Here is an 18,857-nt window from a genome sequence, read left to right on the forward strand (position 1 = left end):
CACTTAAAACAAGGTCATTTGTCCCGAAGGATTTTCGTCCGGATTGTCGGTCCTGTTTTCGGGAAGGTTGTTATCATCGGCTTCATCGACTTCGTCGCTGACGGGCTCCTCCTGCCTCAGCGGTTCCAGTTCGCGAATCTCGGCCACCGAGTAGGTGGTGAGCCGCTTGCCTTTGGCCTTGAAACCCTTCACGGCAATGAAATCGGCCGCCTCGACCACCAGCGGCTCACGGAAGGAGTCGCCCCCGCCAAAGGTCACCTCGATGCGGGGATAGGGCACATCGGTCATGAGCAGCAGGCGCGAATCGGAATTGTCGCCCAGGAAACTCTGTTTACGGTTCGTCGGTTCAAATACAAAGCGTTTGAGATAGGGATACCCCTGCGTGGCGTCGAAGAGAGCCACGGTCCATACCTTGTCGGGCTCGAACTTCTCGATGCGCAGGATATTGGGGTCATAGTGGTTGGTCGCATCGGAGGTGGTGGTGCAATATTCGCCGTTCTGCAAGACGACAAGCACCAGGTCGTCGCCATGGAACTCGCCCAGGTATTCGCCCCGGCCGTCGTAGTTGAGCCGCAGCACGTCGCGGTCGAACCACACCTTGCGGCCACCCAGCGTAGAGCCGCCCCGCTCTTTGAGCGAAATGCGGTGTATCTCGTTCTTGGTGAGTATGTTGCCCATCGACTGGCGCCCCTTGATGGCAATCTCGCTGAAATCGCGGTCGACAAAGAGGGTCTTCATACGAGGCTTGGGCACGAAGGTAACCCGCAACACCTCGGCCTCGCCGTTGGGATTGGCCGAGAACCAGACCACCCGCGAACCCGGTTTACCCTGGGTGAGGTCATACTCCTTGTCGCGCGTCACGCCGGTCACGGCAAAACGCTTCATGTAGTGGAGGCCCGCCTTTCCGTCGCGGTAGACCACGTTGTATATCGTGCGGTTGTCGTTCTTCTTGAAGACGGCAATGTGCAGCAGATTCTTGCCCACGAACATCTTTTCGCTCACCTTCACCACCTTGTACTTGCCGTCGCGGTAGAAGAGTATGATGTCGTCGATGTCGGAACAGTTGCACACAAACTCGTCTTTCTTCAACGCCGTGCCGATGAATCCCTCCTCGCGGTTGATGTAGAGCTTCTCGTTGGCCTCGGCCACCTTGGTCGCCTCGATGGTATCGAAGCTGCGCACCTGGGTGAGGCGGGGATAGCGGCTGCCGTATTTCTCGCGCAACGAGTCGTACCACTTGATGGCATAATCGACAATGTGCTCGATGTCGTAGTCGATCTGGGCAATCTGCTCGCGCTTGGCGGCAATGAGCTCGTCGGCCTTGTCGGAGTTGAATTTGAGGATACGCGCCATCTTGATCTCCATCAGGCGGAGAATATCGTCGCGCGTCACCTCGCGGATAAACGTGGGTTTGAAGGGCTCCAACCGTTTGTCTACGTGGGCTATGGCCTCGTCCATCGAACGGCTCTCTTCAAACTCCCGGTCTTTATAGATGCGATTTTCGATGAATATCTTTTCGAGCGAAGCGAAATGCAGGACCTCCTGCGCCTCTCCCTTCTGTATGAGCAGCTCCTGATGCAGCAGGGCCTTGGTGTTCTCGACGCTGATGCGCAACAGGTCGCTCACGCTCATGAAGTGCGGCTTGTCGTCGTTGATGACACAGCAGTTGGGCGAGATGCTCACCTCGCAGTCGGTGAAGGCATAGAGGGCATCGATGGCCTTGTCGGACGAGGTGCCGGGTATGAGATGAACCAGAATCTCGGCATGCTGGGCCGTATTGTCGTCGACCTTGCGGATCTTGATTTTCCCCTTCTCCTGCGCTTTGAGTATCGACTCGATGAGCGACGAGGTGGTCTTGCCGTAAGGTACCTCGACGATGGAGAGGGTGCGGTTGTCAAGCTTCTCGATTTTGGCACGCACCTTCACGCTGCCGCCCCGCTCGCCGTCGTTGTATTTGGTCACGTCGATGAAGCCGCCGGTCTGAAAATCGGGATAGAGGTGAAACTCCTCGCCCCGCAGATAGGCTACGGCTGCCTCCAAAATTTCGTTGAAATTGTGGGGCAGAATCTTCGACGACAAGCCCACGGCGATACCCTCGGCTCCTTGGGCCAGCAGCAGGGGGAATTTCACCGGCAGGGTTACCGGCTCCTTCTTGCGGCCGTCGTAGGAGAGTTTCCACTCGGTTGTCTTGGGATTGAAGACGACATCGAGGGCAAACTTCGAGAGGCGCGCCTCGATGTAACGGGGAGCGGCGGCCGAGTCGCCCGTGAGGATATTACCCCAGTTTCCCTGGCATTCGACCAGCAGATCCTTCTGTCCCAACTGTACCAGCGCGTCGCCGATGGAGGCGTCGCCGTGCGGGTGGAACTGCATGGTGTGACCCACGATATTGGCCACCTTGTTGAAGCGCCCGTCGTCAAGCAGCTTCATGGCATGAAGAATGCGCCGCTGCACCGGCTTCAACCCGTCGGACAAGTGTGGAACGGCCCGCTCGAGTATGACATACGAGGCATAGTCGAGGAACCAGTTCTGAAACATTCCCGAGAGTTGGAACTTGATGTCGGGCTTGTCGGGCGTAGGTACCTTGTAGGCCGAGTGGGTAGCTGCCGACTCGTCATTCTCGCCAGCCATCTCCTCACTCCCGCCAACCTCCGCCTCGTTCTCGCCAGTCGGCACCCCGCTCTCGTCGGCCGAATCGGAATTTTCGCCGACGGGATTCTGGGGCATATCTTCTTCCTGCGGTGTGGTTATATCGTCGCTCATAGGCTCTTTTTGGATTAAAAAAATGGGGAAAGCTCACACCTGCCGGTGCCGCTCTTTTTATTTTTTAAGGGGGTGTATTGCTACATTCCCCTGCAAAAATACAAATTTAATCGAAAAAAATCATTTACTTTGTGCTCTAAAATAGCCCGATTAAGCGATAAATCGAGCAAAAAAATGCAAAGATAAAAAGACAAGAAGCAATAAACCTGAAAAAAAATGGCACAAGAAGACGTTTTCAAGAAATTGGTATCTCATTGTAAAGAGTATGGGTTCGTATTCCCGTCGAGCGAAATATATGACGGCCTGGCTGCCGTATACGACTACGGACAAATGGGTGTCGAACTGAAAAACAACATCAAGAAATATTGGTGGGACAGCATGGTGATGCTGCACGAAAACATCGTGGGCATCGACTCGGCCATCTTCATGCACCCGACAATCTGGAAGGCTTCGGGCCACGTCGACGCATTCAACGACCCCCTCATCGACAACAAGGATTCCAAGAAACGTTACCGTGCCGATGTGCTCATCGAGGACTGCATCGCCAAGATGGACGAGAAAATCGAGAAAGAGGTCGAGAAGGCTGCCAAACGGTTTGGCGACTCGTTTGACGAGAAACTTTTCAGAGAGACCAACCCCCGCGTGCTCGAACACAAGGCCAAACGCGACGAACTGCACGCCCGCTATGCCAAGGCCATGAACGACGGTGACCTGAACGAACTGCGTCAAATCATTCTCGACTACGATATCGTGTGCCCCATCAGCGGCACGAAGAACTGGACCGAGGTACGTCAGTTCAACCTGATGTTCTCGACCGAGATGGGTTCGACCGCCGACGGTTCGATGAAGGTCTACCTGCGCCCCGAGACGGCTCAGGGTATCTTCGTCAACTTCCTGAACGTACAGAAAACGGGCCGCATGCGCATTCCCTTCGGTATCGCGCAGATTGGCAAGGCCTTCCGTAACGAAATCGTAGCCCGCCAGTTCATCTTCCGCATGCGGGAGTTCGAGCAGATGGAGATGCAGTTCTTCGTACGTCCGGGCGAAGAGCTCAAATGGTTCGAGAAGTGGAAAGAGACCCGCTTGAAATGGCACAAGGCACTGGGCCTGGGCGACCAGAAATACCGCTTCCACGACCACGAGAAGCTGGCCCACTATGCCAATGCAGCCACCGACATCGAGTTTGAGATGCCCTTCGGCTTCAAGGAGGTAGAGGGTATCCACTCGCGCACCAACTTCGACCTGGGCAACCACGAGAAATTCTCGGGCAAGAAGATACAATATTTCGACCCCGAACTGGGCGAATCGTACACCCCCTACGTAATCGAGACCTCGATTGGTGTAGACCGCATGTTCCTGAGTGTGATGGCTGCCGCCTACTGCGAAGAGACGCTCGACAACGGCGAGAGCCGCGTCGTGCTGCGCTTGCCGGCTCCGCTGGCTCCGGTGAAGGTTGCCGTAATGCCGCTGGTACGCAAGGACGGTCTGCCCGAAAAGGCCCGCGAAATCATCAACTCGCTGCGCTTCGACTTCAACTGCCAGTATGACGAGAAGGACTCGATTGGCAAGCGCTACCGCCGTCAGGACGCCATCGGCACTCCCTTCTGCGTCACCGTCGATCACCAGACGCTCGAAGACCACACCGTGACCGTGCGCTTCCGCGACACCATGGAGCAACAGCGCGTGGACATCGACCAGTTACAGAGCCTCATCGGCGAGCAGGTGAGCCTGAAATCCTTGTTAAAGAAAGTAGCAGAATAAAAACACAAATCCATTCGATATGAGAAATTTCGTTCGAGTTCTTTTTGCAATCGTCATCGCTGCCTCGTTCACCTCGTGCAGCTACAACAGCATCGTTGAAGCCGACGAGAATATCAACGCACAGTGGGCGAAAGTAGAAAACCAGTATCAACGGCGGGCCGACCTGGTGCCTAACCTCGTCAACACCGTCAAGGGATACGCCTCACACGAAAGCGAAACGCTCGAAGCCGTGGTGGCCGCCCGTGCCAAAGCAACGCAAATTACCGTCGCCCCGGCCAACCTCACCGAAGAGAACCTGCAAAAATACCAGGAGGCACAAGGCGAATTGTCGAGTGCCCTGGGCAAACTCCTGGCCATCACCGAGAACTATCCCGACCTGAAAGCCAACCAGAACTTCCTAGAATTGCAGGCCCAGCTCGAAGGTACCGAAAACCGCATCGCCACCGAGCGCTCGCGCTATACCGATGCCGTGAACGCCTATAACCAGAAGATACGCAAGTTCCCGGCACTCATCACGGCCAAACTGTTCGGGTTCGACCCCAAACCGCAATTCAAGGCCGAAGAGAGCGCCGCACAAGCTCCTGTCGTGGAATTTTAATCAATAGCCCCTATTCGTTATGAAAAAGTTACCTGTTTTTCTGTTTATCTGCCTCCTCGTAGGAATCGTCTCCTGCAAGGAGAGTGAAAACTACTGGACCCAGTATGAGGAGTGGCGCGACACCAACGACGCCTGGTTTATCGGACAGCTCGGAGCCAAGGATTCCGAAGGAAAGCCCGTCTATACCAAAGTGGTGCCCAGTTGGGACCCCAGCATCTACGTGTTGATGAAATACTACAACGACACGAGTCTCAACCGCGATGCACAGTCGCCCTACCAAACCAGTACGGTCGACGTCATCTACAAAGGCACGCTCTACAACGGCACACCTTTCGACTCCTCATACCTGCAACCCAACGGAATCTACCGCAGCCAAGTGAAACAAAATATCAAGGGGTGGATCGTAGCCCTCGAAGAGATGAAGGTGGGCGACAGCTGTCAGGTGATTATTCCCCAGACGCTGGCCTATGGAGCCCAATACATCTCGTCGTTGATACTCCCCTATACCACGCTGGTATACGACATGAAGCTGGTGGATATTCCCGGATTGGAAAAACCGGTAAACGAGTAAAGGCAACCCTTTTCTCCTCGATAAACAAAAACGGCTGTCTTTCAAGAACAGCCGTTTTTGTTTACCGCTATTTTGTCACACATTTGTAAAACCGATGTAACGACAAGGAAACAACAACCGCTTTTCTTTGTTGCGTTAAAATAGGGATAACATATAGAGAACAAACATATAAACCACTTACGTCTAATCTACTGCAAACATGATATACATCGAAAAAGAACTCGACGACCTGAAAAAAGAGGTCCTCGAAATGTGGGACCTGGTCAACTCACAACTCAACCGCGCCGGCGAAGCCCTGCTCTCCATGGACAAGGAGCTGGCCCACGAAGTCACCTACCGCGAGAAGAGAGTCAATGCCTTTGAACTGAAAATCGACAGCGACTGCGAAGACATCATCGGGCTCTACAACCCCGTAGCCCTCGACCTGCGTTTCACCCTGGCCATGATGAAAACGAGCAACAACCTCGAACGCATTGCCGACTTCTGCGACGGCATAGCCCGCTTTGTCATCGACTACCCCGAGGTGAATATCGAGTCGGAGCTGTTCGAGAAGACCGGCATCAAGGAGATGCTCGACATCGTCAAAGCCATGATGGCCCAGGCCCAGGCCGCCCTCATCGAGGAGAAATCGTCCGAAGCCATTGCCGTTTTCAACAAAGACAACCGGGTGGACGAACTCAACCACGCTGCCGTACCCATCATTGCCGAGTATCTGCAACAGTTCCCCGAGAGAGCCGTGGAATGCCTCAACCTGATAAGCATTATCCGCCGGCTCGAACGCATCGGCGACCACTGCAACAACATCGCCGAGGAGATTGTGTTCTACCTCGACGCCAAAATCCTAAAACACGCCGGCAAGCAGGGCTGAAAGCCTCCCCGCCCAACCGCCACAGGAGGGTCGGCCTAAAATGTTTTATCATCTTTTACGGTAAAAAAGTAACTTTTTGTCGGAAGAAAACCCTATCTTTGTTTATCAAAATGAGCCCGACGGCTCATTTTGATAAACGACCCAACCATCGTTCCCTGCGGGGAAAAGGGCTGCAAGCCCGACAAATACGACAAACGTAAATGATGAAACATTTTTATACCACCCTACTCATATTCCTCCTCGGCCTGAGTTGCCAACAGTTTCAAGCCGCCGAGCCCGCCACATTCGAGATTCCCGACATGGAGAAAATCGAAGAGGCCGTCAGGGACAGCCGCTCCCCCTACTACTACCCCGACCTACTCAAAGAGTACCTCGGCAACGACACTACCATGAACCTGGCCGAGTTCCGTCACCTCTACCTGGGATATGCCTGCCAGGAGGACTATAATCCCTACCGCATGGTCGAGGTTCCCAAACACATCGAAGAGATGTATCTGCAAACCGTACACACCGAATCGGAGTGCGACTCGATTATCAAATATGCCCGGCAGATTCTCGCCGACATTCCCCTCGACCTGCGTCAAATCAACTTCCTCGTCTACGGCCTGCGTCAAAAGGGAGAGAACCGTGAAGCCGACGTGTGGGAATACCGCCTCAAAGGGCTCATTCAGGCCATACTCTCGACCGGCGACGGCAAGGCCCCCGAGACCGCGTGGTATGTCATCTACCCCACCGACGAGTACAACATCGTCAACCGACAGGGATTCACCGCCACCGAGTTCATTTTTGTCGAGCCCTATTTCGACTACATCGCCATCGAGAACAATCCCCTCAAAATCGAAGGCTTCTATTTCAACGTGAAGAAACTGCTCAAAGAGTACAACCGCAAGTTCTACGACCGATGAGCTGTACAGTTGCGCACTTTAACCCAGATAAATATTAACCCTTTAACGATACAAAAACCTTATGGAAATCAAACCTGGTAAATTTGTGGTTCTCACCTACGACCTCTATGCAGGCGCAGGCGAACCGGAAGAGACATTGATGATGCGTGCCACCGACGAACTGCCCGACCAGTTTGTCTACGGTGTAGACCAGAATATCCTCCCCGCCATGTTGAAACGGCTCGACGGACTCAAAGAGGGCGACAAGTTCGACTTCGTCCTCACCTGCGACGAGGCCTTCGGCGAACGTAACGAAGAGCACGTAATCGAACTCGACAAGGATATTTTCATGGTCGACGGCAAATTCGACGACCAGACCGTATTCGAAGGCAATACCGTGCCCATGATGACTGCCGAGGGCTACCGCATCAACGGCTCGGTGCTGAAAGTGTCGGACGACAAGGTGCTCATGGATTTCAACCACCCGTTGGCCGGTGAGAACCTGCACTACGTGGGCGTAGTGAAACTCGTGCGCGACGCCACCGAAGAGGAGTTGCACCCCCGCCACAGCTGCGGCTGCGGTTGCGGTCACGACCACGGAGGTTGCGGCGACGGCTGCGGCGATTGCTGCGACGGCTGCCACTAATCGGCACTCACACCACTAACACGAGGGGGAGAACCCGCCAACCGGCCGGTCTCCCCCTCGCTGTGTTCAAAAGTAATTGGTCGGACGGTGCGGCCGTCGGTTACGAGCCAGCCCGATGTCGCTCTTGACCGCCGACAGGGCTCCCTGATATTGCAACAGCCGACGGGCACTCTCTTCGGGCAACTTGGAGGCAAACCACTGGACCAACACAGCATGTACAATAGCGCGTTCGAGCTGGTGGCAAATCGACTCGTCGAGCCCCTGGGCCCGACGCTCGGGCAATACGACGGCAAAGACCACGTTGCTCTCGGTCGAGGCAAAGTCGCCCGACAGATAGGCCGACAGGGCGCGCGTCATCTCGTCACGGACATCGGAGAGCCAACGGCCCAGGAAGGGACGGTCCTCCTCGCTGACAACGATGGAACGGCTCCACCCCGGCTGCAACTCGGCCGTACCCACCAGACTCTTGGCCACATAGGAACTCTCGGCCGTCAACTCCCGCAAAATCTGATCTTCGGAAAACGAGAAGATTACCGTCTCCCACTTTTTTTTCTCTTCTTTCATCTCTTTCATCTCCTTTTTATGATATAAATAAACGATATGACAATAGCCAGTATCCCCACAATCCACAGGGGCGAGAAGCCCGTCGTGCGGCTCTGCCGCGACTCTCGGGCCTCTTCCGCCTTCGCCGTGCGCACTTGTCCAACCGACCGGCCGACCAGTGAATCGGTCACGGCCTGTTCGTGACGGGCGGCCACGGTAGCCGTGCGGGTAAGGCGGGTCACCCGCAACCGGGGCACTCCGGCGGACGACAACAGGGTGTCGAGCGAATAGTCGAACTGGGTCCACTCCCAGCGGGTACTCCCCGACAGTTCGCTGCGTTGCACCGAATCGAAAACGGCTGTCAGATGACGGGCCGCCTCACCGGCCAGACGTTCGTGTTGCGAAACGGCACTTTGCCGGGAACTCTTACACCCGGAAGCCCCGGCCAGCAAAAGCAGCAGGCAGAGGCAGCGGACCAGACGTCTCATGAGGCACCTCCCCGTTGCATACGGTAGATAATGAGCAGAGCCGACCGCTCCGACAGATAGAAGCGGGGGGCAGGCTTCTCGGCCAACACCGCACCGAGCGCTTCGTTAAAGCTAGCCCGCGGCCGACGGCGCAGGTATCCGGCCAGCAGATTGGCCAGGTCGTTGTACATCTCGGTGCGAACGGCCGACATGCACCGGGGCGGGCGGCCGCTCATGATGCGCTTCACATTCCGCCTCGCCTCTTCATAACTGATGTAAAACCGGGGGGCTACCGAATAGACCACCCGATGTACCACCTTCTCCCGAGGGGTATCCAGGGCGGCCATACCCAGCGATTTGAGCACCTTGTTGTAGGCCTCGTACAAATCGCGGTCTCGTTCTTCCTTGTAATATAACTCCATAACTCACTATATTGCAGGAAGAGCTACAAAACAGGGGTACCAGACTGGCACCCACGCAAAACAGGTAGTGCAAATATAATTCAGTTTTGGTATTTTTACAAGAAAAATGTGGTTATTTTACCAATATGTTATATTTTTTTATTTTTTCAGCGGTTCATTTGTCGTATATTCGGTAAGAAAATAGCTATTTTTGAGGGTGTAAATTGTGCTTTGTCATGAATTTCAGAACCGTCATCGAACCGCCGCGACACCTCGGCTACCTGGACCACCGGCAACACCTGTTGCTGCTGGGTTCGTGCTTTGTCGAGAACATAGGGCTGTGGCTGCAACAACGCAAATTCGATGTCGACATCAACCCCTTCGGCACCTTGTACAACCCCGAATCCATTGCCCGCAACTGGGAGCGCATCGTCTCGGGCAACAGCTTTACCCCCGATGCCCTGTTTCAGGCAAACGGTCTGTGGCACAGCTACGACCACCACTCGCGCTTTTCGCGACGCGACCGGGACGAGGCCCTGACCGAAATGAACAGCCGTCTGGCCCGGGCTCACGACCGTCTGCCGGTGACCGACCGCATTGTCATCACCTGGGGAAGCGCCTACATCTACCGCCTCAAAGCGAGCGGCGAGGTGGTGGCCAACTGTCACAAGCAACCGGCCTCGCTTTTTGACCGGGAGTTGCTCACGGTCGACGCCATCGTGGAACGCTGGCTCCCCATCGTCCGGTACATCGAGAGCCACCTGCCCGCCTGCCGGCTGCTCTTCACGGTGAGCCCCATACGCCACCTCAGCGATGGGGTACACGGCAACCAGCTGAGCAAAGCGACCCTGCTGCTGGCCATCGACCGGCTGCAACACGAGAGCCGCATCTGCGACTACTTCCCCTCCTACGAAATCCTGATGGACGACCTGCGCGACTATCGTTTTTACGACACCGACATGACACACCCCTCGGCCTCGGCCATCACCTACATCAGCGAGTTGCTCGCCGAGTCGTATCTCACCCCCGAAAGCCGCGAGATAGCCTCGCAAGGGTACAAGCTATACACCGCCATGAACCATCGGCCCAATACCGGCGACACCGACGGCTACAAGGCTTTCCTGCAAAACACGCTCGACAGGGTCGTGCGCTTCGGGCAGGCCTACCCTTACATTAACATGACCCATGAAATTACAGAATTAAACACAAGAATCAATCAGATATGAACTACACGACTACCCAAATTGCTACAATCGTCAAAGCCCAGAAAAGGGAATATCAAGATCATATCATCACCGCGCTGCTCACCGACAGCCGGTCGCTCACCTTCCCCGAGGAGACGCTCTTCTTTGCCCTCGTGACCGAGCGGAACGACGGCCACCGCTACATCAAGGAGCTCTATCGCAAAGGAGTGCGCGACTTTGTGGTTGAGCACCCCATTCCCGGCGAAGAGGAGATGGAGGGGGCCAACTTCATCGTCGTCAAGGATACGCTCGCCGCCCTGCAACAACTGGCTGCGGCTCATCGTCGCCGGTTCAATATCCCGGTCATCGGGGTCACGGGCAGTAACGGCAAGACTACCGTCAAGGAGTGGCTCTACCAGCTGCTCCAACCCGACTACAACACCGTGCGTTCGCCCCGCAGCTACAACTCGCAGATTGGTGTACCGCTCTCGGTGTGGCAAATCGGGCCCAAGACCGAGATGGCCATCTTCGAGGCCGGTATCTCCCAACCCGACGAGATGGTACATCTCGAAGAGATTATCAAACCCACGCTGGGACTGATTACCAACATCGGCGAGGCTCACCAGGAGGGGTTCCAGACAATCCAGCAAAAGTGCCTCGAAAAGCTCATCTTGCTGAAAGCCTGCGACTGCATTATCTACGACGGCGACAACAGCCTCATCTGCGAGTGTGTCGAGAAGCTCTGCTTCGGCTGTCGCGAGATTGCCTGGTCGCGCAAGGACCGCGACAAACCGCTTTACATCTCCAAGATTACCAAAGGGAACGACTCGACCAAGATTGACTATACCTACCTGCAATACCACAGCAGCTTCACCATACCCTTTGTCGAGGACGCCTCGATCGAGAACGCCATACACTGCCTGGCCGTGATGCTCTACTACAACCGTCCGCCCGAGGTTATCGCCGAGCGTATGGCCCGCCTCACGCCGGTAGCCATGCGTATGGAGGTGAAGGAGGGCATCAACAACTGCCTCATCATCAACGACAGCTACAACTCCGACATCAACTCGCTCACCATCGCTCTCGACTTCCAGAACCGCCGCGCTGCTGCCAAAGGCATGCGCCGCACCCTCATTCTCTCCGACATCTACCAGACGGGACTTCCCCCTGCCAGTCTCTACCGCAAGGTGGCCGACATCATTCTGCACAAGGGCATCGAGCGGCTTATCGGCATCGGGCCGGTCATCTCGGACAATGCCTACCTCTTCAACCTCGAAAAGGAGTTCTACCCCTCGACCGAGAGCTTCCTCTCCCAGTTCGATCCGGCCGATTTCCACAACGAGCTGATATTGATCAAGGGGGCCCGCGAGTTCCATTTCGAGCTCATCTCCGAGACCCTCGAACTGAAACAGCACGAGACGATTCTCGAAGTCAACCTCGACGCCATCGTTCACAACTATAACCTGTTCAAGTCGAAACTGCACCCCCAGACCAAAATCATCTGCATGGTCAAAGCCTTCGGCTACGGGGCCGGATCCTACGAACTGGCCAAGACGCTGCAAGACCGCGGAGCCGACTTTCTGGCCGTGGCCGTAGCCGACGAAGGGGCCGAACTACGCAAGGCGGGCATAACCATGCCTATTCTGGTGATGAACCCCGAGATGAGCAGCTTCCGCACCCTGTTCAGCTACTACCTCGAGCCCGAGATATACAGCTTCGAGCTGTTGAAAGCCATCATTGCCGAAGGCGAGAAACTGGGGCTGGCCGGCTATCCCGTACACATCAAAATCGACTCGGGCATGCACCGGCTCGGCTTTGAAGAGAAGGATATGCCCCAAGTAGTCGACATGCTCAACGACCAGACGGTCGTGCTCGCCCGCTCGGTATTCTCGCACTTTGCCGGTAGCGACGAGCCCCGCTTCGACGAGTTCTCGCACCAACAGATCGACACCTTCACCCGTTGTGCCGACTACCTGCAACAGCACTCCAAACACAAGATTCTGCGCCACATACTCAACACGGCCGGCATCCTGCGATTCCCCGAATACCAGATGGACATGGTGCGGCTGGGCATCGGGCTCTACGGCGTCTCGCCCATCGAAGACTCCTGCGGCATCGAGACAGTGAGCACCTTGAAGACCACCATTCTCCAAATCAAGTCGCTCCCGGCCGGCGAAACCGTGGGCTACGGCCGCAAGGGGGTACTCACCCGCGACTCACGCATCGCCGCCATTCCCATCGGCTATGCCGACGGTCTGGACCGTCATTTGAGCAACGGCAAAGGGTGTGTAGTGGTGAACGGCAAGCGAGCCCCCATCGTGGGCAACATCTGCATGGACGTATGCATGATCGACGTGACCGACATCGATTGCCAGCCGGGCGACCGGGTCGAGATATTCGGCGAACAGCTGCCCGTGACCGAGATTGCCGAGACCCTCGGCACCATACCCTACGAGATTCTCACCTCGGTATCGACCCGCGTAAAACGCATCTATTACCGGGAGTAACCGCACACCGCCAAGTTATACCCGACAAACTCTTACACAGCCCCGCAGCGCCACACGGCACCCTGCGGGGCTGCTCCATTTCCGGGATAAAGGAAAGAAAAGGAAACACCTCGGAGGCCCAAGGTGTGGTGAGAAGGGCAAAGTACCAGTACCCTGTAAAAAAGAGTCTCGAACCCGGCAAAAAAAGAGCGGGACCACCGGTGGTGGTCCCGCTACAACCCAGAGGCAACGAGGCCTCTCACTTCTTGATGTCAATCTCTTCTTTCAGGTCAATCTCGTTTTTCTCGGCATCGAAGAACTTATATTCGAGATAAGCGAGCGACTGATTGGGTATCACCTTCATCTGGAAGGTATACTTGCAGCGCCATTTCATTTTCAGAGAGAAAACTCCCTGATTGATGTAAGCCGCTACGAAAGGATGCACGTGTAAAGTGAACTTCTTGATTTTCAACTTGTACACCAAATAATGAATCTTCGACTCCAACACATCGGTAAAGAGCAGGGAGGGAGGAATGGTGCCTTTACCGTGGCAAGTCGGGCAATCTTCGCTGGTAATGATATCGAGGGCCGGACGCACCCGCTGGCGGGTGATTTGCATCAGCCCGAACTTGCTCAACGGCAAGATGTTGTGTCGGGCACGGTCGTTGGCCATCAGTTCGCGCATGCGATCATACAACTTCTGACGATTCTCGGCTTCGTCCATATCGATATAATCGATCACGATAATTCCGCCCATATCACGCAACCGCAGTTGCCGGGCAATTTCTTCGGCCGCGTTCATGTTCACATCGAGCGCATTGCTCTCCTGGTCGGAGGAGGCTTTTGAGCGGTTGCCGCTATTCACATCAATCACGTGCAACGCCTCGGTATGCTCGATAATGACATACGCTCCGCTTTTGAATGAGACAGTTTTTCCTAACGAAGATTTAATCTGCTTGGTAATGGCAAAGTTGTCGAAAATGGGTAGTTCGCCCTCATACAGCTTGACAATATCCTTGCGATCGGGAGCGATGAGACTCACGTAATTGCGAATCTGGTTATAGGTCTCCTTGTCGTTGACATAGATATTTTCAAACGACGGGCTGAAAATGTCGCGCAACAGCCCCACGGTACGTCCTGTCTCTTCATAGACGAGCGAGGGCAGTTTCGCCTTTTGCAACTTCACCAACATATCTTCCCAACACTTCACCAACGTTTTGAGCTCGTTGTTCAATTCGGCCACCCGTTTCCCCTCGGCTACCGTGCGCACAATCACCCCGAAATTGCGGGGCTTTATGCTCTGAATCAACTGCCTGAGGCGGAGTTTCTCCTCATTCGACTTGATTTTCTGCGACACCGATACCTTGTCCGAGAACGGTATCAGCACCAGAAAGCGGCCGGCAAAAGAGATTTCGGCCGTCAACCGGGGGCCTTTCGACGAAATGGGTTCCTTGGCAATCTGTACCAGAACCTCCTGGCCCACCTTCAAGGCATCGTTAATCGTGCCGTCCTTTTCAATATCGGGCAGCAGATTGAACTTGGGGAGTGACAACACCCGCTTGCGGTCGGCAAGCGACTGTTTCAAGAACTTGGCACTCGAATTGTACTGAGTACCCAAATCGAGATAGTGCAGGAAAGCATCCTTTTCGTAACCTACATCGACAAACGCAGCGTTGAGTCCCGGCATCAGCTTCTTGACCCGGCCCAAATAGATGTCGCCCACCGAAAACGATATGTTTCGGGCCTCCTTTTGGAGCTCGACCAATCGATTGTTCTCGAGCAGTGCAATAGAAATCTCTTTGGGTTGTACATCTACTACAAGTTCGCTGGTCATAAGTTGTGATTTATAGATTACTGTTTGTCAAGCGGCATGCCTGCGCATCGTTTTACACACCACACAGCCATTCCGCCGAATACATTTTATCCCCCCTTTCGAGGGCATAATTTCGTGTCGATAAAGCAAAGAACAAATCCAATGCCTCGAAACGCATCAAATTTGTTCTTTGTGTGCTGTCATTTATTGAGCAGACAGACATTATTTCTTCTTATGTCTGTTCTTTCTCAATCTTTTTTTGCGTTTGTGAGTAGCCATCTTGTGGCCTTTTCTTTTCTTTCCACTCGGCATAACGATATGTTTTAAAGATTAATATTTAATTGCGTTTGTTTTCAAACTTATTTTACCTCACCCATGAAGGTTTTAGCCGGCTTGAAAGCGGGGATATTGTGGGCGGGAATAATAATGGTCGTATTCTTGGAAATATTGCGAGCCGTCTTTTGAGCTCTTTTCTTTACGATGAAGCTGCCGAAGCCTCTCAAATATACGTTTTCACCTTTTGCCAAAGAACCCTTCACGGTCTCCATAAATTTTTCAACGGTTTCAAGAACAACAGCTTTTTCGATACCTGTGTTTTTAGAAATTTCGTTTACAATGTCAGCCTTTGTCATTTTTGTATAAATTATAATTATGTACTAATATATTGTTTTTAATTTTTTGGACTGCAAATATATAGCTTTTTGCCCATCTAAAAAAGCAAAAGCCTCTTTTTTTGCAAATAAAAGTAGTCCGGGGGAAATCCAAGGATTACGGTGCAAATATCGCATTTATTTTTCTATTTCGGTACATTTCTGACCATTTATTCAACCGAAAGAGCTGTTTTTTACCACTCTTGGCACAAACCTCTGCACCATACTACCTTCCTCGAAAAATTTCACAGGCAGAGAACTATCAGCCAATTTAACTAAATAAAATTAAAAATATATGCAGCAACACACAATCTCCTCCAAATCCGGATTTATTTCAGTATCTTCGACCTGTAAATTTTTAATTCTCACATGGAAATTTTCATTATAGTACTTCTTATTCTTTGTAACGGAGTACTCTCTATGTCCGAAATCGCCCTGGTTTCGGCCCGAAAAGTCAAACTCGAAAACAGCGCTAAAAAGGGGAGCAAAGCCGCACAGTCGGCCCTGAAACTCTCGCAAGACCCCGACCGATTCCTCTCTACCGTACAAATAGGCATCACCCTCATCGGGATTCTTACCGGTCTCTATTCGGGCGACAAGCTGGCCGGCGACCTGGCCGGTGTGCTGGCCCAAAGTCCCGCACTGGAACCCTATGCCCTGAGCATATCGAAAGCCATCATCGTCATCATCGTCACCTACCTCACCCTCATCATCGGCGAACTGGTGCCCAAGCGCATCGGTATGATAGCGGCCGAACAGGTGGCCAAGGTGGTATCGCGCCCCATGTCGTGGCTCTCGCTCATCGCCGCCCCCTTTGTGTGGATTCTTACCAAGAGCACGGCCGGGGTGTGTCAGTTTCTGGGACTCTCGTCGCAAAAGGAGGGCATTACCGAAGACGAAATCAAGGCCATCGTGCGCGAAGGGACCGAAGACGGCAGCGTGCAGGAGGTGGAACAGGATATTGTCGAGCGGGTATTCAATCTGGGCGACCGCAACATCTCGTCAATCATGACCCACCGCAGCGACCTGGTATGCCTCGACGTACAGGACGACAACGCCACCCTCAAATCGAAAATCATTCACGACCTGCACGCCGTCTATCCGCTGTGCGAAGACAGCCTCGACGACATCATCGGCATCGTGTCGCTGAAAGAGCTTTTTGCCAAAATCGACGACCCCACATTCAACATCAGGGAGGTGGCCGAGACGCCCTATTTCCTGCCCGAGAACATGAGTGTCTATACCGCCATGGAGCGGCTACGCACCGAGAATCACCGCTACGGACTGGTGACCGACGAGTTTGGCAGCATCGAGGGCATCGTCACCCTCAGCGACGTGCTGGGCGCCCTGGTGGGTTCAGCCTCGGCCGGACCGTCGGCCGACATCATCACCCGCGACGACGGCTCGTGCCTCATCGACGGGCAATGCTCGTTCTACGACTTTCTCGACCACTACGACATGACCGACCGCTACCAGGAGTTCAACTACAACACGCTGAGCGGACTCATTCTCGAACTGCTGCAACACATTCCCACCGAGGGCGAAAAAGTGGACTGGCTCTGCTTCACCCTCGAAATCGTCGACATGGACGGTGCCCGCATCGACAAGGTGCTGGTACACAAGCACGAGACCCCTCAGGAAGAGAACTAGCCCATCTCTCCCTGGTTTTACCCATAAGCACGGGGCAAACCTCCTGTTGTCAGGTAAGGTCTGCCCCGTACGCTTTCCACGGCTGCTTCCCCAACGACAGGAACCGCCGATGCCTTCCACGGGTGCCCCTCCCTTTCCACCCCACTTGCGATTGTGCAAAAAAGGTCTTACCTTTGCGCCCGAAAAAACAAATTGTATAACCAGCGAGGAGCTGCAACAGGCTCCTCCCGTGTGCTTGAACACCACGTAAAAAACAAGGAATCATGAATCGTACCGTATCTCTGCCCTTCCTCGTGATGGGCGTCGTATTCTGTGTGTGCCTCATCTGCTCCAACCTGCTCGAAGTGAAGATGGTTTCACTCGGAGGCATCACCGCAACCGCCGGACTCATTGTCTTTCCCATCTCCTACATCATCAACGACTGCATCGCCGAGGTGTGGGGCTACCGCAAGGCACGGCTCATCATCTGGCTGGGCTTCCTCATGAATCTGCTGGCCGTTCTTTTTATCCAACTGGCCATTGTCCTGCCCTCGGCCCCGTTCTGGGAAGGGCAAAGCGCCTTCGAGGCCACCTTCTCCTCCACGCCCCGCATCTTGCTGGCCAGCTTCATCGCCTTTCTGGCCGGGTCGTTCCTCAACGCCTATGTGATGAGCAAGATGAAAATATCGAGCGGAGGCAAATACTTCTCGCTGCGGGCCATCGCCTCGACCATCGTGGGCGAGAGTGCCGACTCGCTGCTCTTCTTCCCCATCGCCTTCGGGGGCGTGGTACCGGTCAAGGAGCTCATCGTGCTCATCGTCACCCAGGCCTGCCTCAAAACAGCCTACGAAATCATTATTCTGCCGGTTACCATTCGGGTGGTGCGACTGGTCAAGCGCATCGACGGCAGCGACGTCTACGACCGGCAGGTATCCTACAACATCTTCAAAATAAAAGAAATACAATAACTCATCAATATGGAATCGAAAGAACCTCAATTGACTTTACTGGGGCATAAGACCACCTATCGGCAGGACTATGCCCCCGAGGTGTTGGAGACCTTCACCAACAAACACCCCGAAAACGACTACTGGGTGCGCTTCAACTGCCCCGAGTTTACCAGCCTCTGCCCCATCACTGGCCAGCCCGACTTTGCCACCATACAAATCGACTACATTCCCGGCGAACGCATGGTCGAGAGCAAGAGCTTGAAGCTCTACCTGTTCAGTTTTCGCAACCACGGAGCCTTCCACGAAGACTGCGTGAACATCATCATGAAGGACCTCATCAAGCTCATGGAGCCCAAATACATCGAGGTGACCGGCTTTTTCACACCCCGCGGCGGCATCAGCATCTACCCCTACTGCAACTACGGACGCCCCGGCACCGAGTATGAGGCGATGGCCCGCCAGCGGTTGCAGAGCCACCGGTAAAATGCCCTGAGAGCCCGGCAATAACTTGCCGGCTCCTCGTATCATACACGCGCAAGCCCTACCGCGCGCTGTCACAGCGCCGATAGGGCTCGCACGTTATTTCCAAGATTTACTGACGTAAACGAAAAAGGGATATACCTTTGTGAAGTATACCCCTTTC

Annotated in this window: 17 protein-coding genes; 11 read left to right on the plus strand and 6 right to left on the minus strand. The window is 54.3% G+C overall.

What is annotated here, in order from left to right:
• Positions 1–3: 3 nt before the first annotated feature.
• Positions 4–2,631 carry a DNA gyrase/topoisomerase IV subunit A gene (locus tag BARVI_RS05070; RefSeq protein WP_025278193.1) on the minus strand — a complete coding sequence of 876 codons (2,628 nt, stop codon included), beginning with the start codon at positions 2,629–2,631 and terminating at the stop codon, positions 4–6.
• Positions 2,632–2,979: 348 nt separating this feature from the next.
• On the opposite strand from BARVI_RS05070, the gene BARVI_RS05075 reads away from it, so the two are divergent.
• The 6 genes from BARVI_RS05075 (at position 2,980) to BARVI_RS05100 (ending at position 8,091) form a co-directional block, all read left to right on the plus strand.
• Positions 2,980–4,524: a glycine--tRNA ligase gene (locus tag BARVI_RS05075; protein WP_025278194.1), complete on the plus strand. Its 1,545-nt coding sequence runs from the start codon at positions 2,980–2,982 to the stop codon at positions 4,522–4,524.
• Positions 4,525–4,543: 19 nt separating this feature from the next.
• A complete protein-coding gene (locus BARVI_RS05080) occupies positions 4,544–5,122 on the plus strand; it encodes a LemA family protein (protein WP_025278195.1) in 579 nt (192 codons plus the stop codon).
• A gap of 19 nt (positions 5,123–5,141) precedes the next feature.
• Positions 5,142–5,693: an FKBP-type peptidyl-prolyl cis-trans isomerase gene (locus BARVI_RS12910; protein ID WP_025278196.1), complete on the plus strand. Its 552-nt coding sequence runs from the start codon at positions 5,142–5,144 to the stop codon at positions 5,691–5,693.
• Between the two features lie 199 nt (positions 5,694–5,892).
• Positions 5,893–6,561 (plus strand): phosphate signaling complex protein PhoU, encoded by a 669-nt coding sequence (phoU, locus tag BARVI_RS05090; protein WP_025278197.1) that lies wholly within the window; start codon positions 5,893–5,895, stop codon positions 6,559–6,561.
• 200 nt (positions 6,562–6,761) lie between these two features.
• A complete protein-coding gene (locus BARVI_RS05095; RefSeq protein ID WP_025278198.1) occupies positions 6,762–7,466 on the plus strand; it encodes a DUF4919 domain-containing protein in 705 nt (234 codons plus the stop codon).
• Between the two features lie 61 nt (positions 7,467–7,527).
• Complete coding sequence (locus BARVI_RS05100) at positions 7,528–8,091, plus strand: FKBP-type peptidyl-prolyl cis-trans isomerase (RefSeq protein ID WP_025278199.1); 564 nt, start codon at positions 7,528–7,530, stop codon at positions 8,089–8,091.
• Positions 8,092–8,157: 66 nt separating this feature from the next.
• Here BARVI_RS05100 and BARVI_RS05105 read toward each other — a convergent pair whose 3' ends face one another.
• From BARVI_RS05105 to BARVI_RS05115, 3 genes are read right to left on the minus strand one after another with little or no spacing between them, the layout of a single operon-like run.
• Positions 8,158–8,655, minus strand: coding sequence for a hypothetical protein (locus BARVI_RS05105; protein WP_198015993.1), 498 nt, complete (start codon positions 8,653–8,655; stop codon positions 8,158–8,160).
• Positions 8,656–8,660: 5 nt separating this feature from the next.
• Positions 8,661–9,122 carry a hypothetical protein gene (locus tag BARVI_RS05110; protein WP_025278201.1) on the minus strand — a complete coding sequence of 154 codons (462 nt, stop codon included), beginning with the start codon at positions 9,120–9,122 and terminating at the stop codon, positions 8,661–8,663.
• Positions 9,119–9,523, minus strand: coding sequence for a hypothetical protein (locus tag BARVI_RS05115; protein ID WP_025278202.1), 405 nt, complete (start codon positions 9,521–9,523; stop codon positions 9,119–9,121). The genes BARVI_RS05110 and BARVI_RS05115 overlap by 4 nt, the downstream gene beginning before the upstream one ends.
• A gap of 215 nt (positions 9,524–9,738) precedes the next feature.
• Here BARVI_RS05115 and BARVI_RS05120 point away from each other — a divergent pair, with 215 nt between their 5' ends.
• Positions 9,739–10,728, plus strand: a complete 990-nt coding sequence (locus BARVI_RS05120) for a GSCFA domain-containing protein (protein WP_025278203.1) — start codon at positions 9,739–9,741, stop codon at positions 10,726–10,728.
• A complete protein-coding gene (locus tag BARVI_RS05125; protein WP_025278204.1) occupies positions 10,725–13,193 on the plus strand; it encodes a bifunctional UDP-N-acetylmuramoyl-tripeptide:D-alanyl-D-alanine ligase/alanine racemase in 2,469 nt (822 codons plus the stop codon). The genes BARVI_RS05120 and BARVI_RS05125 overlap by 4 nt, the downstream gene beginning before the upstream one ends.
• A 238-nt stretch (positions 13,194–13,431) precedes the next feature.
• Here the strand turns inward: BARVI_RS05125 and BARVI_RS05130 are convergent, their stop codons facing one another.
• The gene (locus BARVI_RS05130; RefSeq protein ID WP_025278205.1) at positions 13,432–15,006 is read right to left on the minus strand and encodes an Rne/Rng family ribonuclease; all 1,575 of its coding nucleotides are present in this window, start codon (positions 15,004–15,006) and stop codon (positions 13,432–13,434) included.
• Between the two features lie 338 nt (positions 15,007–15,344).
• The gene (locus BARVI_RS05135) at positions 15,345–15,617 is read right to left on the minus strand and encodes an HU family DNA-binding protein (RefSeq protein WP_025278206.1); all 273 of its coding nucleotides are present in this window, start codon (positions 15,615–15,617) and stop codon (positions 15,345–15,347) included.
• A 387-nt stretch (positions 15,618–16,004) separates the two neighbouring features.
• Here BARVI_RS05135 and BARVI_RS05140 point away from each other — a divergent pair, with 387 nt between their 5' ends.
• The 3 genes from BARVI_RS05140 (at position 16,005) to queF (ending at position 18,697) form a co-directional block, all read left to right on the plus strand.
• A complete protein-coding gene (locus tag BARVI_RS05140; RefSeq protein WP_025278207.1) occupies positions 16,005–17,285 on the plus strand; it encodes a hemolysin family protein in 1,281 nt (426 codons plus the stop codon).
• Positions 17,286–17,548: 263 nt separating this feature from the next.
• Positions 17,549–18,232 (plus strand): queuosine precursor transporter, encoded by a 684-nt coding sequence (locus BARVI_RS05145; RefSeq protein WP_025278208.1) that lies wholly within the window; start codon positions 17,549–17,551, stop codon positions 18,230–18,232.
• Positions 18,233–18,241: 9 nt separating this feature from the next.
• Complete coding sequence (gene queF, locus BARVI_RS05150) at positions 18,242–18,697, plus strand: preQ(1) synthase (RefSeq protein ID WP_025278209.1); 456 nt, start codon at positions 18,242–18,244, stop codon at positions 18,695–18,697.
• Positions 18,698–18,857: the final 160 nt, after the last annotated feature.

Source organism: Barnesiella viscericola DSM 18177, from assembly GCF_000512915.1.
GTDB lineage: Bacteria > Bacteroidota > Bacteroidia > Bacteroidales > Barnesiellaceae > Barnesiella > Barnesiella viscericola.

What these genes read in the sequence shown, in the direction of transcription:
- BARVI_RS05070 (WP_025278193.1), bottom strand. Translation starts at nt 2,631, where the DNA reads ATGGCTGGCGAGAATGACGAGTCGGCAGCTACCCACTCGGCCTACAAG.
- BARVI_RS05075 (WP_025278194.1), top strand. Translation starts at nt 2,980, where the DNA reads ATGGCACAAGAAGACGTTTTCAAGAAATTGGTATCTCATTGTAAAGAG.
- BARVI_RS05080 (WP_025278195.1), top strand. Translation starts at nt 4,544, where the DNA reads ATGAGAAATTTCGTTCGAGTTCTTTTTGCAATCGTCATCGCTGCCTCG.
- BARVI_RS12910 (WP_025278196.1), top strand. Translation starts at nt 5,142, where the DNA reads ATGAAAAAGTTACCTGTTTTTCTGTTTATCTGCCTCCTCGTAGGAATC.
- phoU (WP_025278197.1), top strand. Translation starts at nt 5,893, where the DNA reads ATGATATACATCGAAAAAGAACTCGACGACCTGAAAAAAGAGGTCCTC.
- BARVI_RS05095 (WP_025278198.1), top strand. Translation starts at nt 6,762, where the DNA reads ATGATGAAACATTTTTATACCACCCTACTCATATTCCTCCTCGGCCTG.
- BARVI_RS05100 (WP_025278199.1), top strand. Translation starts at nt 7,528, where the DNA reads ATGGAAATCAAACCTGGTAAATTTGTGGTTCTCACCTACGACCTCTAT.
- BARVI_RS05105 (WP_198015993.1), bottom strand. Translation starts at nt 8,655, where the DNA reads ATGAAAGAAGAGAAAAAAAAGTGGGAGACGGTAATCTTCTCGTTTTCC.
- BARVI_RS05110 (WP_025278201.1), bottom strand. Translation starts at nt 9,122, where the DNA reads ATGAGACGTCTGGTCCGCTGCCTCTGCCTGCTGCTTTTGCTGGCCGGG.
- BARVI_RS05115 (WP_025278202.1), bottom strand. Translation starts at nt 9,523, where the DNA reads ATGGAGTTATATTACAAGGAAGAACGAGACCGCGATTTGTACGAGGCC.
- BARVI_RS05120 (WP_025278203.1), top strand. Translation starts at nt 9,739, where the DNA reads ATGAATTTCAGAACCGTCATCGAACCGCCGCGACACCTCGGCTACCTG.
- BARVI_RS05125 (WP_025278204.1), top strand. Translation starts at nt 10,725, where the DNA reads ATGAACTACACGACTACCCAAATTGCTACAATCGTCAAAGCCCAGAAA.
- BARVI_RS05130 (WP_025278205.1), bottom strand. Translation starts at nt 15,006, where the DNA reads ATGACCAGCGAACTTGTAGTAGATGTACAACCCAAAGAGATTTCTATT.
- BARVI_RS05135 (WP_025278206.1), bottom strand. Translation starts at nt 15,617, where the DNA reads ATGACAAAGGCTGACATTGTAAACGAAATTTCTAAAAACACAGGTATC.
- BARVI_RS05140 (WP_025278207.1), top strand. Translation starts at nt 16,005, where the DNA reads ATGGAAATTTTCATTATAGTACTTCTTATTCTTTGTAACGGAGTACTC.
- BARVI_RS05145 (WP_025278208.1), top strand. Translation starts at nt 17,549, where the DNA reads ATGAATCGTACCGTATCTCTGCCCTTCCTCGTGATGGGCGTCGTATTC.
- queF (WP_025278209.1), top strand. Translation starts at nt 18,242, where the DNA reads ATGGAATCGAAAGAACCTCAATTGACTTTACTGGGGCATAAGACCACC.